Genomic DNA, 13,727 nt, shown 5'->3' with positions numbered 1-13,727 from the left:
CATGGACGATGCGGCGTCGGACAGCACCGGCTTTCTGCTGACGCGCCACTGGCGCGACACGCCTGCCGGCTGCGAAGTCGAGTTCTGGCTCGCGACCGACGCCGGGCCGCGCTGCGTGCGCATTCCTGTGCAGACCCCGGTCGCCTTCATTCCCGAAGCGCAGCGCGGCACGGTCGAACAGCTGCTGCAGGATGAACGGGGCTGGGAATTGCGCCCGCTCGACCTGCTCGATTTTCAACACCGGCCCGTCGCCGGCCTGTACTGCCGCAAATACCGCCAGCTGATGCAGATCGAGCGGCGCCTGCGCCAGCATGGCCTGGACGTGTTCGAGGCCGACGTGCGCCCGCCCGAGCGCTACCTGATGGAGCGTTTCATCACCGCGCCCGTCGTGTTTGCAGGTCAGCCGGTGGAGGGCAATCCGCAGTTGCTGGTCGATGGCGTGATGAAGCCCGCGCCCGGCTATCGACCGACCATCCGCACCGTGTCGCTCGATATCGAGACCACGTTCCAGGGCGAGCTGCGTTCGATCGCGCTCGAAGGCTGCGGGCAGCGCCAGGTGTACATGCTGGGACCACCGAATGGCATCGATGGCCCGCGCGATTACGATCTCGCCTACTGCGCCACGCGGCGCGAACTGCTCGATCGCATGGAAGCGTGGTTCGTGCAGCACGACCCCGACGCGATCATCGGCTGGAACGTGATCCAGTTCGACATGCGCGTGCTGCAGCGCCATGCCGAGGGCATGAAGCGTCCGCTGCGGCTGGGGCGCGACGGCAGCGCGATCGAGTGGCGCGAAGCTGGTGGCAAAGGCGGTGGTAAAGGTAGCGGTCAGGAACACTACTTCATCTGCATCGCCGGGCGCCTCGTCATCGATGGTATCGATGCGCTGCATTCGGCCACCTGGACCTTCCCGTCGTTCAGCCTTGAAAACGTCTCGCGCACGCTGCTGGGCGTTGGCAAGGCGATCGACAATCCGCATGACCGCATGGCCGAAATCGACCGCATGTTCAACGAGGACAAGCCGGCGCTGGCCTATTACAACGTCATGGATTGCGAGCTGGTCACCCGCATCTTCGACAAGACCCGGCTGCTGGACTTCCTGCTCGAGCGGGCCAGCGTGACGGGGCTGGCGGCCGATCGCAGCGGCGGTTCGGTGGCCGCGTTCGAGCACCTGTACATGCCGCTGCTGCACCGCCAGGGCCGGGTGGCGCCGAATATCGGCGACGTCGAGGGCGCCGACAGCCCGGGTGGCTTCGTGATGGATTCACGCTCGGGCCTGTATGACTCGGTGCTGGTGCTGGACTACAAAAGCCTGTACCCGTCGATCATCCGCACCTTCCTGATCGACCCGCTGGGCCTGATCGAGGGCCTGCGCGAGCCCGAAGAGACCACGGTGCCCGGCTACCGGGGCGGGCGCTTTTCGCGCACCCGGCACTGCCTGCCGAACATCGTCACGCAAGTCTGGGCTGGCAGGGAAGCGGCCAAGAAGGCGCAGAATGCGCCGCTGTCGCAGGCGCTCAAGATCATCATGAATGCCTTCTACGGTGTGCTCGGTACGACGGGCTGCCGCTTTTTCGACCCGCGCCTGGCGTCGTCGATCACGATGCGCGGCCACGACATCATGCACCGCACGCGCGCGCTGATCGAAGAACAGGGCTACCAGGTCATCTACGGCGATACCGATTCGACCTTCGTCTGGCTGGGCAGAGCGCATACCGAAGACGATGCGCGCCGCATCGGGCGCACGCTGGTGGAGCATGTCAACGGCTGGTGGAAGACGCATCTGGCAGATGAACTGGGCATCGAGAGCGCGCTCGAACTGGAATACGACGTGCACTTCCGGCGCTTCCTGATGCCCACCGTGCGCGGTTCGGACGAGGGCAGCAAGAAGCGCTACGCCGGCCTGGCCACCACGCCTGAAGGTGGTGACGAGATGGTCTACAAGGGCCTGGAAACGGTGCGCAGCGACTGGACGCCGCTGGCGCAGCAGTTCCAGCAAGGCCTGTACGAACGGATCTTCAAGGGCGAACCGTACGAGGACTTCGTGCGCGAGCTGGTGGCGCGGATGCTGCGTGGCGAGTGCGATGACGACCTGGTGTACCGCAAGCGCCTGCGGCGGGCGCTGGACGACTACGAACGCAATGTGCCTCCGCACGTGCGCGCGGCGCGCATGGCCGACGAACACCACCTGCGTAATGGCCGCCACGCGCTGTACCGCAAGGGCGGCTGGATCCGTTACGTGATGACGCACGATGGGCCCGAGCCGCTGGAACTGCGCCGCTCGCCGATCGATTACGAGCATTACCTGACGCGCCAGCTCGAGCCCATCGCGGACGCGATCCTGCCGTTTTTGGGAGACAGTTTTGCAAACCTCACGCGCCATCTGACCAGTGGGCAGGGCGCGTTGTTCTAGGTGCTGCAACCATGCCGATGCCCCCGCACCCTCAACGACAACGCCGATGGCTGCCGATATCGGACAGGCTGTCGACGCGGCCATCCACGGTGATGGCCTGAAGGCACTGTCGGGTACGGCCATTCCACCAGATCGTGCCTTTGCCATCGCCGCCCGACTGGAAACCATCGACGCGGATGAACCCGCGCGACTCAAGGCTGTTCTCGGCGCCCGAAGCGCGGGCGCCGTTCAGGTCGGACACATCCACTGACGGCGCATAACCGCCGCCCCAGCGGTGATCGTCACGGTAGGATGAATTCTGGCCGCGTTGCCGGACGCCGCTTTCGTAGCCGGCGCTGTAGGCATCCGTGCGTGAATAATTGTGGTACGGCTGGTTGTACATGCCATCGTTGTGACCGCGCTCGTAATCGGCTTCCTGCTCCCGGTCCGAGTAGTGCTGGCCATTGTCGTGGTGACCTGACTTGTGCGACGCGAGCGCAGCGATGAGCGCGATGGCGCCGACGGCGCCGATCGCGACTGCCGCATTGTTACTGTCACCTTTCTGGTTGCAGTCGCCGTTGGCCACGTCGGAGATTGCCGCGAACCGGCCATCGCTGGTCCTGACCATCACGCACTGCTTGCGCGAGGCATTCCACCAATAAGTATACGAAGCGCTGCCCGACTGGTGGCCGGTGATCGACACCCAGCCCCTCGATTCGAGTTCGCTCTCGCCACCTGCAGCGCGGGCGCCTACCAGATCGCGCAGGGCGTCGGCGCTGGCGGCTATGGACACTGTTGGCGTCACGGCAGTGGCCAATGCCACGCATGCCACGACAAGCTGCTTCATCGTTTTCGTCATCAGCGATCTCCCGGGAATCATCTGTCAAAGAAAGCCAGTGCATCGGGTAGTTCACCAGATCCGGTTCACCAGATCCGGCTCACCATATCTTCACCCGTTTTTCCGGCGCGAGATACAGCTTGTCGGCTGGCTTGATATTGAATGCCTTGTACCAGGCGTCGATATTGCGCACGATGCCATTGACGCGGAACTCGCCAGGGCTGTGCGGGTCGGCCAGCGTGCGGCGGCGTGTTTCACCCTCGCTCGTGATGTTGCGCCAGAGTTGTGCCCAGGCGAGGAAAAAGCGCTGGTCGCCGGTGTAGCCATCGAGAATCGGTGCATTGCCGCCCTGTTTCTCTTGCACGAAACTGCGGTAGGCCGCGTAGGCAACCGACAGGCCGCCCAGGTCGCCGATATTTTCGCCCAGGTTCTGGCGGCCGTTGATCTTCAGGCCGGGAAGCACCTCGTACCCGTCAAACTGGACGGCCAGATCTTGCGTGCGCTTTTCGAATTGGCGGCGCGACGCCTTTGACCACCATTCGCGCAGCTTCCCGTCGCCGTCAGAGCGACTGCCCTGGTCATCGAACCCATGGCCGAATTCATGGCCGATGACGGCCGCGATCGAACCGAAGTTCACTGCTGCGTCAGCGTTCGGATCGAAAAAGGGCGGCTGGAGTATCCCGGCAGGGAACGTGATGGAATTGGCCGATGGCGTGTAGCCCGCATTGATTTCCTGGGGGCTGTAGGGAAACTCCCAATTTCGTGTCGGTTCATTCAGCTTTTGCAGGTCATCGGCGCGCATCCAGTCGAACAGCCGGCGGTAGTTTCCCACGAGGTCGTCGGCGGCAATGCGGACGTTTGAACGGTCATGCCAGCGTTCGGGATAACCGATGTAGCGCGTGACCTTGTCGAGTTTGTTCAGCGCCGCGGCGCGGGTTGGCGCATCCATCCAGTCGAGCTTGCTGATACGGTCGCGGTAGGTGGCGCGCAGATAGGTCACCATCTCTTCGACCTGCGCGCGTTCCGCGGCCCCGAAATACTGGGCGACGTAGATACGCCCGATCTCTTCGCCCAGCGCGGAACCCACCGCCATGATGCTTTCGAGTTCGGGCGGCCGCCGCTGGGGCGTATCCTGCAGCCGCTTGCTGTGGAAATCGAAATGCGCCTGCACCCACGGTTCCGACAGCGAATCGGCCCATGCATCGAGCGTCTTGAAGACGAGGAAGGTCTGGAGATCGGCGGCTGGCGTGGCGGCGAACAGCCGGGCCAGGTCACGCACTGCCGTATCGGTGGTGACCTTGAACTTGGGCTGCTTGTTGTACTGCAGTTCTGCCAGATACGTGTCCCAGGGGAAGCCGGGCGCGTATTTCTTCAGTTCGCCTGGCGTCATGACACGGTTCATCCGGACCACGTCACGGCGCTGCGCCACGGTCCAGTGTCGCCTGGCGATCGCGGTTTCCAGCGCCAGCACCTTGCTGGCGCGGGCATCGGCGTCGGCAAAACCGGCGCGGCGAAAACTCCCGGCGATGTAGTCGAGCAGGGCCTTGCGGTGACCGATATACGGCTCGGCCTCGGTCAGGTAGTAGTCGCGCGACGGCATGGTCAGACCACCGACGCCGAGCGCCGCAATCTGCCGCGTCGGGACGGCCGCATCGGTCATGGGGCCGGCCGGAAAGAAGCCGTCGATCCAGGGATAGGCCATGATCCGGGCCAGATCCCGTTTGTCGGTGGTGCCTGCGATGATCGAGAGCGTGCTGGCAATCGGCGTGATGCCCAGCGCGTCGCGGCGCTCCCGGTTGGCATGCGAGCGGTGGAAGTCGCCGATCAGCTGCTCGGGGCTGCCGGGCGCCCCCGTCGTTTCGCGCGCCTGTGCGACGATGCCGGCCACGCGTTGTTCGGTGGACAAATAGACTTCGACGAAGGAGTCGATGGCAGGCAGACCGGGCGGGGCCGTGGCGGTCTTGAGCCACCCGGCATTCACATAGCGGTAGAAGTCGTCGCCCGGTTGCACCGTGGTCGACAGGCCGGCCGTGTCGACACCCCATTGACCGATAGCGGCCTTTGCGGCGGGGGCGGCCAGCGCCCACGACCCCGAGCAGAACGTCAGTGCCAAGGCGAACAGAGTACGGAGTATGTGTTTCATGTCGCTTCTCCCACAGTGGTTGGCAGTCGCTGGCGGTGGCTCAGTGAAGCTCAGTGAAGCTTAGTGAAGCACAGTGAAGCACACTGAGGCACGCTGCGATGGCCGGCGCGCTTACCCGCCGACGACGAACGCGTCCGGGACCCGATAGACTTCGATGGCGCCGATCCGGATGATCTGGAGGTCGCCTTGTCGTCGCACATCCAGGCCGGCGGCGGCATCGCTGCCCGTTGCCTGCCCATTTTTAAAGAAAATGCGTCGGTGGCCCCCGTCGGGCGTGGTGAGCTCGATGGTCGTGGTGCCGCCCGCGCGACGAATGACACCTGCCTTGCAGGGGCCGGGCCTGCTGCCGGCCGACGTCGTGCAGGTGATGTCTGCTGTCGCGTGGTAGGGGGTGCCGGGAACCAGCGCGTCGCCAGCGGACGGCGCAGTGGCGGCTGGCATGCTGGCGGCTGACATGACGGCTGCTGACGCATCGCGAAGATCGATGCGCAGCGTGTAACGGGCGACCTCGTTGCGGCGCGCGGCATTGCGCATCAGATAGACCAGCACACGATACGATCCGTCGGCCGGCACCGGCGCGGCGAAGTGGTTGCCGCTTGAGGAGCCCACGAACAGCGCTTCGCCGGTGCTGTCCGGCGCAATGACGTTGATGTACGCCGATGCATTGGTCGGCTTGAAATCCACCGTCAGCATCTGTCCTGCGCGCGCCGCGACCAGGTAGCCGTGGTCGGCATCCCCCTTGATCGCGCCGGTCAGGGTGACGGTATGGCGGCCAGGGGCAAACACGACATCGGTCTGTTGTTGCGCAGTGGCGGGCGCTGCCAGCAGCAGGGAGATGGTGTACAGTGCAGCGAAAAGAGCATGCGGCATGGGGCCTCCGGATACACTTGTCATGGGCGCAGCGGTATCGACACCAGCGTGATGCCGTCGACGGTCGCGATCACTTTGCCGCCGAGCTGTATCGCGTCGTCTTGCGTCGGGCACCCGATGAGAATGGTGGTGTGGTCAAGGAAATCGATGGTGGCCGCGCTTTCACCGACGCGCCGACAGGGCGCACCGGATGCTGGATACCCGTCGCCGAGGGGCGTCAACGTGTTTGGCCACGGTATGGTCCATCCCGCCGGCCCAGCGACAGCTGCCGGTCGCTGGGCGCATGAGGACAGCGTGAGCGTCGCGGCAAGTGCTGACACGGTGAATTTGCCATATAGATGCATGCGTTGTCCCTTCCACCAACGAGTTCGCTAATGGGTGCTGCAATCGCCATCCCTGATCCGCCTCCAGACGATACTGGCGCTGTTCTAAATCTCCTGTCAATACTGCGTTGTCCGGTGTGGGCAGTCCGCTAGCGGTGCTCGGTTGCGCGTGATCGCAGGCGCGGTGACTGGGGGCGCATGCGCACAGGTTCGGGTGTATTCTTCGCCACATGGCCACCGGACGGCGAGCGACTGTATGGCGGTCCGGAACGGCGGGTGTGACAATTCGTGGTTTTTTTGCACCGGCCGGCGCTAAATCTGCGACGCTTTCGGTCTGTAATGGCCCAAGGACCTGCAGCCCGTCTACAATGATTTCCGGACAGCACTATTTTGACAGGATCAGCCATGAAATCGGTACAACAAGAAGTCGATGAGCGCAGCAACCTGACGGGGACGAACAAGTTCGAATTGCTGCTGTTTCGCCTCGGCGGCGATGCAGAGGGCAATCATAACGAACTGTTCGGGATTAACGTCTTCAAGATCCGCGAGATCGTGGCGATGCCTGAAATTACTGCCGTCGCCGGCGCCCCGCAGCACGTGCTGGGCGTGGTCAACCTGCGTGGCCACATCATCCAGGTGCTCGACCTGCCGGGCATCACCGGTGTCACGCCCAAGACGGGTCTGAACATCATGCTGGTGACCGAATTTGCGCGCACCACGCAGGCGTTTGCCGTCGAGAGCGTCGAAGAAATCGTGCGCCTCGACTGGAGCCAGGTGATGACGGCCGAGAATACCGCCGGCACCGGCATGGTCACGAGCATTGCCCGCCTGCCGGAAGCCGAGGGCCAGCCGGCTCGTCTGGCCCAGGTGCTCGACGTGGAAACCATCCTGCGCCGTCTGAATCCGGAACAGGACCGCCAGGACCTGTCGCAGGCCGTCGGCAACAAGATCTCGATCAAGCCGGGAAGCGTCATCCTGGCGGCCGACGATTCGGTCGTCGCCCGCGCACTGATCGAGCAGGGTCTGGATGCGATGGGTCTGCCGTTCATCATGACCAAGAGCGGCAAGGAAGCCTGGGATCAGCTGGGGGCGATTGCCACTGCCGCCGAAGCCGAAGGCCGTACGGTCTACGACCGCGTCGCGATGGTGCTGACCGACCTCGAGATGCCGGAGATGGATGGCTTCACGCTGACCCGCAACATCAAGTCGAGCCAGCGCTTCGGCAACCTGCCGGTGGTGATCCACTCGTCGCTGTCGGGCACCACCAACGAGGAACACGTCAAGAACGTGCGCGCCGACGCCTACGTCGCCAAGTTCTCGGCCGAAGACCTGTCGCGCACGCTGCGCAAGGTGCTGGGCGGTTAAGCCAGCCACGGGGAATCACGTCGCACAGGCCCGGTGCTATGATGCGGCCGTGATTCCCGACCTGTCCCAGTTACTGATCCTCGACAGCCTGCTGCGCGAGGGCAGCCTTACCCGCACCGCCGAACTGCTTGGCATGAGCCAGCCCACGGTCAGCCGCGCGCTGGCCCGCTTGCGTACCCACTTCGACGACCCGCTGTTCGTGCGCACCGGCCAGCGCATGGTCGCGACGACGCGCGCGCTGGAACTGGCCGGTCCGATCGCTGCCGTGCTCGACGCCGCACGCGAACTCGACAGCGGTCCTGCTGTCTTCGATCCGCTCACCGCGCAGCGCTCATTCGGCCTGTACATGGTCGACGGCGCCGTCGTGAACATCCTGCCGCAGTTGCTGGCCGGGCTGGCGCGCCTGGAAGATGGGGCCAGCGGCCTGCAACTGCGCAGCGTGCACATCGACCCCGGTGCGATCGAGGCGCAGCTCGAACGCGGTCACATTGACCTGGCCATCGGCCGCTTCCCGCAACTGGTCAACAATATTCGCCGGCGCAAGCTCTGGACCGACGAGTACGCGTGCGTGATGCGGGCCGGGCATCCGTGCGCCGGCCAGCTCGATCGCGATGCCTACCTGACGCACCGGCACGTGCTGATCGAGATGGAGCAGACGAGCCAGCACAACGGGGCCGTCACGCGCAAGCTGGAGACGCTGCTTGCACCGTCGCGCATCCTGTGTCACGTGCCCAGTTACACCTCGGCGGCCCACATCGCGCTGCATACCGACGCCATTGCCACCATTCCGCTGCGCCTGGCCCGGCCGCTGGCGCGCGACCTGGGCCTCGTGCTGGCGCGCCTGCCGATCGACCTGCCGCCCGTGCATCTGGCGCTGTACTGGCACGAGCGCAGTCATCGCGATCCTGCCAATGTGTGGCTGCGCGCGTTCGTGCGCTCCACGCTGACGGCGTCGGACCCGGCATCCGCAGACGCCTGAGGCAGCAGGTGCATGCAGGTCATGCAGAATCTGCATGACCTGCATGCACCTGGCGGCATGGCCGGCACGGGCGGCGCCGCGTAAGCTTCGGCCTTCCCGAAAAAGCCGAGGCACACCATGCTTCAACCCACACGCACGTCGGGCCGGGGCGCATGCCGCCTGGCCCTGGGCGGTGCGGTCCTGTTACTGACTGGCTGCGTGTCGATGGGGCCGCAGCCCACGCCCGCGCGCCTGAATGTCGACGCGGCGGCACATTCCATGCGTGCGCTGTCGACATCTGCACCTGCACCCTGGCCCGCACAGGACTGGTGGCGCGCCTACGGCGACCCGCAGCTCGACCAACTGGTCGACAGGGCGCGCGAGGCCAGCCCCACGATTGCTGCCGCACTGGCGCGCGTGCGCCAGGCGGCCGCCCTTGAAGGCCTGGCGGCCGCTGCACTGGCGCCGCAGGCCAGCGCCACGGCGCATCCAGTGCGCCAGCGCTACAGCGACAACGGCAGCGTACCGAAACCCCTTGCAGGCAGCTGGCAGTGGGCGAACGACCTCGGCGTCAGCCTCGGCTACGACCTGGATTTCTGGGGCAAGAACGCAGCTGGCGTGGCCGCTGCCGCCGGGCGTGTGAATGCACGCCAGGCCGAAGCGCAGGCAGCGCGTCTGGCCGTTGCCGGCGCCGTCGTGCAAGCCTATCTGCAGCTGGACCACCTGTACACGCGGCGCGACCTGGCCGAACAGGAGCTGCGCCAGCGTACCCGCATCGCTGACCTGGTGCGCCAGCGCGTGGCGGCGCAACTGGACAGCCGAGCGGAGCTCCGGCAGGCCGAGATCGGCGTGCCGGCGGCGCGCGGCGAGATCGCGGCGCTCGACGAAGCGCTGGCTTTGACGCGCGGCCAGCTTGCGGCCCTGAGCGGGCAGGGGCAGGATGCCGGTGCGACGATCGCGCGGCCGCACCTGGCGCCGGCCCGGCCACCGGGCGTGCCGGCGGATATACCCGCCGCGCTGCTCGGGCGCCGGCCGGAGCTGGTGGCGCTGCGCTGGCAGGTCGAAGCGGCCAGCGGCGACATCGACGTCGCCAAAGCGCAGTTCTATCCGACCGTGAACCTGACTGTCTCGGGTGGCCTGGCCAGCCTGGGCTTCGACCGGCTGGTGCAGGGGGGCAGCCGCACGTTTGCGGCCGGTCCGCTCGTGACCTTGCCGCTGCTGGACGGCGGGCGCCTGCGCAGCAATCTGGCGGCGCGCAACGCCGACTACGATCTCGCCGTCGCGCAGTACAACGGCGCCGTGCTCGAAGCGCTGCGTGACGTGAGTGCGCAACTGACGTCGCTGCGCTGGCTGGGCGAACGCCGGCGCGAGCAGGACGCGGCGCTTGGCGCGGCCGAAGAAGCCTATGCGCTGGCCGAGCAGCGCTACCGCGCGGGCCTGGGCAACTTCGTGCAGGTCTTGATTGCCGAAACCCAGGTCGTCGCGCAGCGCCGTGGCCAGGCCGACCTCGCGGCCCGTGCCTACACGCTGGACGTGCATCTCGTGCGGGCGCTCGGCGGAGGCTTTCAGGCCGCCATCCATTGAGAACGTTGGAATCATCCCATGACTGAACAAACCAATCAGGCGCCGCAAAGCCGGCGCAAGCTGGCGCTTGGCCTTTGCGCCGCCGTGCTGGCCGCTGCCGCCGGCATTGCCTGGTCCTCGCCCGGGGTGCTGGGCATCGGCTGGGACAGCCAGCAGACCGAAGACGCTTACGTGGAGGGCAATCTGGTGCACGTCACGCCGCAGGTCGCGGGCACCGTCACGCGCATCGCAGCGGACAACACGGATTTCGTGCGGCCGGGCGAGGTGCTGGTCCAGCTCAATGACGTCGACGCCCGGCTGGCGCTGGACCGCGCCGAAGCGGCGCTGGCCAGGTCGGCGCGCCAGGTGCGCTCGCAACTGGCCGGCGTCGGGCAATTGCGCTCAACTGTCGTGCAGCGTGAGTCCGACCTGGCCAGGGCAGAGAGCGATCTGGCGCGCCGCCGTCAGCTGGCCGATACGGGCGCCGTGTCGGGCGAAGACATCCGTCACGCCGACGATGCCGTGGGCGCCGCCCGCGCTGCCTTGAACGCCGCGCGCCAGCAGGTGGATGCGGCGCGGGCGCTGGTCGACGGCACGACGCTCGAGCAGCATCCGGACGTGCTGTCGTCGATTGCCGGCGTGCGCGACGCGTCACTGGGCCTGGCCCGCACGACGCTGGCCGCGCCGGTGGGCGGCATTGTCGCCCGGCGCAATGTGCAGATCGGCCAGCGCGTGGCGCAAGGCGCGCCGCTGATGGCAATCGTCCCGCTCGACCAGATGTGGGTCACGGCCAACCTGAAAGAGACGCAGCTGAAGGACGTGCGCATCGGCCAGCCGGTGGCCGTGACGTCGGACGTGTACGGCGCCGACGTCGTGTTTCACGGCCGCGTGGTCGGTCAGGAAGCCGGTACCGGCAGCGCGTTTGCCGCCGTGCCGGCGCAGAACGCGACCGGCAACTGGATCAAGGTCGTGCAGCGGGTGCCGGTGCGCATCGCGCTCGACGCGCAGGAGCTGGCGCGCCACCCGCTGCGCCTGGGCCTGTCGATGCACGTCGCGATCGATACCAGCCGCGCGGATGGTCCGAGCCTGCTGCAGGCTGGTGCGGTGCGCCATTCGTACGAGACCGTCGTGTTCGAGGCGGAGTCGGCTGGCGCCGACGCGGCGATCCGCCGCGCGCTTGGCGCGCCAGCGGCCGTGGTGGCGCGTTGAACGCAATCGCCGGCAGCCCGACGCCGCGCCCGGCGCTGCTGGGCGCCATCTTCGTGTTCAACCTGATCGAATTTCTGTCGACCGGGATGACGGTGCTGGCTGCGCCCGCGATCATGGGCCATATCGGCGCCTCGCCCGAAGAGTACGCGACGGTCTCGGCGCTGTACGCCGCGGTGGCGGTGCTGGCGATTTCGCAGATGACCGTGCTGCTGCAGCGCCTCGGCTGGCGCAACTACCTGCTGGGCGCCGTGCTGTTCTACCTGCTCGGTGCGTGGGTGTGCGCCACGAGCGCCAGCGTGGCCGGCTTTGCCGGCGGCCGCCTGCTGATGGCGCTGGGCGGCGGCGTGTTCATGACAGTCTCGCGCATGATGGTCAACCTGATCCCGCCATCGCCGCAGCGCCTGCAGGGCATTGCCGCGTATGGCGCAGCGTTGTCGGGCGGGCTGGCGCTCGGGCCCTGGGTGGCCGCGAAGATGCTGGGCCACGAAGCGTGGGGCGGGATGTTTCTGGTGCTGGCCGCGCTCGCGACCCTTGGCGCGCTGATCGCCGCGCGCTGGATGCCGCAGGACGCCGTCACGCTCGATCGCGCCTCCGGCGGGTCGCCATCGCGCATGCATGCCATCGATGCGATGCTGCTGGCGGCCGGCGCGGCCATCACGCTGTACGCGTTGCAGCACCTGACGTATGACTGGCATGGCGAACGCGCATCGCTGCTGGCGCACCTGGTGCTGGGGCTCGCGCTGCTGGCTGCGTTCGGGTTGCTGCATGCGCGCCGCAGTGCGCCGTTCCTGCACCTGGCCGTGCTGCGCAGCCCGCGCTATCGCCTGGGCCTCGTCATCTTCAGCGTCTGTTACGCGATGCTCGGCATGGTCAACACGCTGCTGCCGCAGGTGGTGCAGAAGGGCCTTGGCGTCGGATTGGAGCAGGCCGGCGAACTGCAGGGAACGGGGTTGCTGGCCATGGTCATCGCGTTCTTCGTGATGCTCGAACTGGTCAAGCGGCGCCCGCATCCGACCAAGTTTTTCGTCACCGGCTTTCTGATGCTGGCCTTGCTCGGCTGGCGCTTCGCGACGCTCGACCCGCGCGCCTATGCGTGGGACGCGGTGATCTTCTGGCTTGGCCTGTTCGGCGGCTTTCTGACGCTGGGGATGGCGACGACGGCGATCCACGCGTTCAAGGAGCTGCAGGCGGACAATGTGGTGTTTTCGAATGCCCAGCAACTTAAAAACATGCTGGGGCAGGCAGGCCTTGCGCTGGGCGTGGGCATGACCAATATCGGGCTGCAGGAGCGCACGGCGCTGCATGCGTCGCGCCTGGCCGAAAAATCATCAAGGCTGGCCGACGGCGGGGCCGAGCTGGCACGGCAAGCCGGCCTGCTGGCAGGTCAGGACCTGTTCTGGATCGTGATGTGGGTGGGGCTGGGTGGCGCGGCGCTGCTGGTGTTGCAGCGCCGCTTCGACTGAGGACGCAGGACGTGTGCCGCGTCCAGCCGGATCAACGACGACGCGAAGGACCGGTGAAACGGTCGGCCAGGACGGCGGTGACGACGGCTTGCAGCACGTGGATCGCCCAGCGCTCGCCAGCCTTGCGCGGGCCGGCCTGGACTTCACCCTCGGTAATGCCCAGGACCGGCGCGATGGCGCCGATGTTCACGGCGTACAGCGCCGTGCCGTACAGCGTGCCGATGGCGGCCGGCGACAGGCTTGGGGCCAGTTCGCGCAGCTTGGGGACGGCGGCGGCAAATGCGGCCGAGGCGCCCAGGTGATTGACGAATTCCACGGCGCTGGTGCCGGCGTCGCCGATGACGGCGCGCGAGCCCGTCACGTCGTCAATCCAGTCGACCGCATCCCGGTCGAGCGTTTTGGTGAGCACGCCGGATTTGCGGCCTGCGACCATGACGGCCGTCGTGACCACGCCTGCGATCAAGCCACCCACGATGGCTGCTGTGTATTTTTGCATGAACGTCTCGCTTGAAAAGTGAATCCGCAGCGCGGCGCCCGTGCGCCTGCTGCAGATGGAGTCAATACGATACGTGGCGAGCTCCCCGGGCTCGGTGCGGTGCTGCA

The 13,727-nt window shown here is 66.6% G+C and carries 11 protein-coding genes; 6 read left to right on the top strand and 5 right to left on the bottom strand.

Going from position 1 to position 13,727, the window contains the following annotated elements; genetic code table 11:
* The first annotated feature begins 1 nt into the window (after window position 1).
* Window positions 2-2,413 carry a DNA polymerase II gene (locus AC1MGT_RS00645; protein ID WP_499502447.1) on the top strand — a complete coding sequence of 804 codons (2,412 nt, stop codon included), beginning with the start codon at window positions 2-4 and terminating at the stop codon, window positions 2,411-2,413.
* Window positions 2,414-2,444: 31 nt separating this feature from the next.
* Here the strand turns inward: AC1MGT_RS00645 and AC1MGT_RS00640 are convergent, their stop codons facing one another.
* The 4 genes from AC1MGT_RS00640 to AC1MGT_RS00625 all read right to left on the bottom strand — a co-directional run bounded on the left by AC1MGT_RS00640 (window position 2,445) and on the right by AC1MGT_RS00625 (window position 6,464).
* On the bottom strand, window positions 2,445-3,251 hold the full coding sequence (locus AC1MGT_RS00640) for a hypothetical protein (protein WP_499502446.1): 807 nt from the start codon (window positions 3,249-3,251) through the stop codon (window positions 2,445-2,447).
* Between the two features lie 79 nt (window positions 3,252-3,330).
* Complete coding sequence (locus AC1MGT_RS00635; protein WP_499502445.1) at window positions 3,331-5,373, bottom strand: M13 family metallopeptidase; 2,043 nt, start codon at window positions 5,371-5,373, stop codon at window positions 3,331-3,333.
* 111 nt (window positions 5,374-5,484) lie between these two features.
* Window positions 5,485-6,243 (bottom strand): hypothetical protein, encoded by a 759-nt coding sequence (locus AC1MGT_RS00630; protein ID WP_499502444.1) that lies wholly within the window; start codon window positions 6,241-6,243, stop codon window positions 5,485-5,487.
* A 20-nt stretch (window positions 6,244-6,263) separates the two neighbouring features.
* Window positions 6,264-6,464, bottom strand: coding sequence for a hypothetical protein (locus tag AC1MGT_RS00625; RefSeq protein ID WP_499502443.1), 201 nt, complete (start codon window positions 6,462-6,464; stop codon window positions 6,264-6,266).
* Between the two features lie 507 nt (window positions 6,465-6,971).
* On the opposite strand from AC1MGT_RS00625, the gene AC1MGT_RS00620 reads away from it, so the two are divergent.
* The 5 genes from AC1MGT_RS00620 (at window position 6,972) to AC1MGT_RS00600 (ending at window position 13,124) form a co-directional block, all read left to right on the top strand.
* Window positions 6,972-7,931, top strand: coding sequence for a chemotaxis protein (locus AC1MGT_RS00620; protein WP_332531768.1), 960 nt, complete (start codon window positions 6,972-6,974; stop codon window positions 7,929-7,931).
* A gap of 49 nt (window positions 7,932-7,980) precedes the next feature.
* A complete protein-coding gene (locus AC1MGT_RS00615; RefSeq protein ID WP_499502442.1) occupies window positions 7,981-8,910 on the top strand; it encodes a LysR family transcriptional regulator in 930 nt (309 codons plus the stop codon).
* Window positions 8,911-9,027: 117 nt separating this feature from the next.
* A complete protein-coding gene (locus AC1MGT_RS00610; RefSeq protein WP_499502441.1) occupies window positions 9,028-10,473 on the top strand; it encodes an efflux transporter outer membrane subunit in 1,446 nt (481 codons plus the stop codon).
* A gap of 18 nt (window positions 10,474-10,491) precedes the next feature.
* On the top strand, window positions 10,492-11,661 hold the full coding sequence (locus AC1MGT_RS00605; RefSeq protein WP_499502440.1) for an HlyD family secretion protein: 1,170 nt from the start codon (window positions 10,492-10,494) through the stop codon (window positions 11,659-11,661).
* Window positions 11,658-13,124 carry an MFS transporter gene (locus AC1MGT_RS00600; protein ID WP_499502439.1) on the top strand — a complete coding sequence of 489 codons (1,467 nt, stop codon included), beginning with the start codon at window positions 11,658-11,660 and terminating at the stop codon, window positions 13,122-13,124. The genes AC1MGT_RS00605 and AC1MGT_RS00600 overlap by 4 nt, the downstream gene beginning before the upstream one ends.
* Window positions 13,125-13,155: 31 nt before the next feature.
* Here AC1MGT_RS00600 and AC1MGT_RS00595 read toward each other — a convergent pair whose 3' ends face one another.
* The gene (locus AC1MGT_RS00595) at window positions 13,156-13,620 is read right to left on the bottom strand and encodes a hypothetical protein (RefSeq protein WP_499502438.1); all 465 of its coding nucleotides are present in this window, start codon (window positions 13,618-13,620) and stop codon (window positions 13,156-13,158) included.
* Window positions 13,621-13,727 lie beyond the last annotated feature (107 nt).

Source organism: Telluria sp. BA11 (assembly GCF_056680305.1).
The sequence above is the reverse complement of the archived record's forward strand: the minus strand, read 5'-3'. Positions and strand labels throughout refer to the sequence as shown.

What these genes read in the sequence shown, in the direction of transcription:
- AC1MGT_RS00645 (WP_499502447.1), top strand. Translation starts at nt 2, where the DNA reads ATGGACGATGCGGCGTCGGACAGCACCGGCTTTCTGCTGACGCGCCAC.
- AC1MGT_RS00640 (WP_499502446.1), bottom strand. Translation starts at nt 3,251, where the DNA reads ATGACGAAAACGATGAAGCAGCTTGTCGTGGCATGCGTGGCATTGGCC.
- AC1MGT_RS00635 (WP_499502445.1), bottom strand. Translation starts at nt 5,373, where the DNA reads ATGAAACACATACTCCGTACTCTGTTCGCCTTGGCACTGACGTTCTGC.
- AC1MGT_RS00630 (WP_499502444.1), bottom strand. Translation starts at nt 6,243, where the DNA reads ATGCCGCATGCTCTTTTCGCTGCACTGTACACCATCTCCCTGCTGCTG.
- AC1MGT_RS00620 (WP_332531768.1), top strand. Translation starts at nt 6,972, where the DNA reads ATGAAATCGGTACAACAAGAAGTCGATGAGCGCAGCAACCTGACGGGG.
- AC1MGT_RS00610 (WP_499502441.1), top strand. Translation starts at nt 9,028, where the DNA reads ATGCTTCAACCCACACGCACGTCGGGCCGGGGCGCATGCCGCCTGGCC.
- AC1MGT_RS00605 (WP_499502440.1), top strand. Translation starts at nt 10,492, where the DNA reads ATGACTGAACAAACCAATCAGGCGCCGCAAAGCCGGCGCAAGCTGGCG.
- AC1MGT_RS00595 (WP_499502438.1), bottom strand. Translation starts at nt 13,620, where the DNA reads ATGCAAAAATACACAGCAGCCATCGTGGGTGGCTTGATCGCAGGCGTG.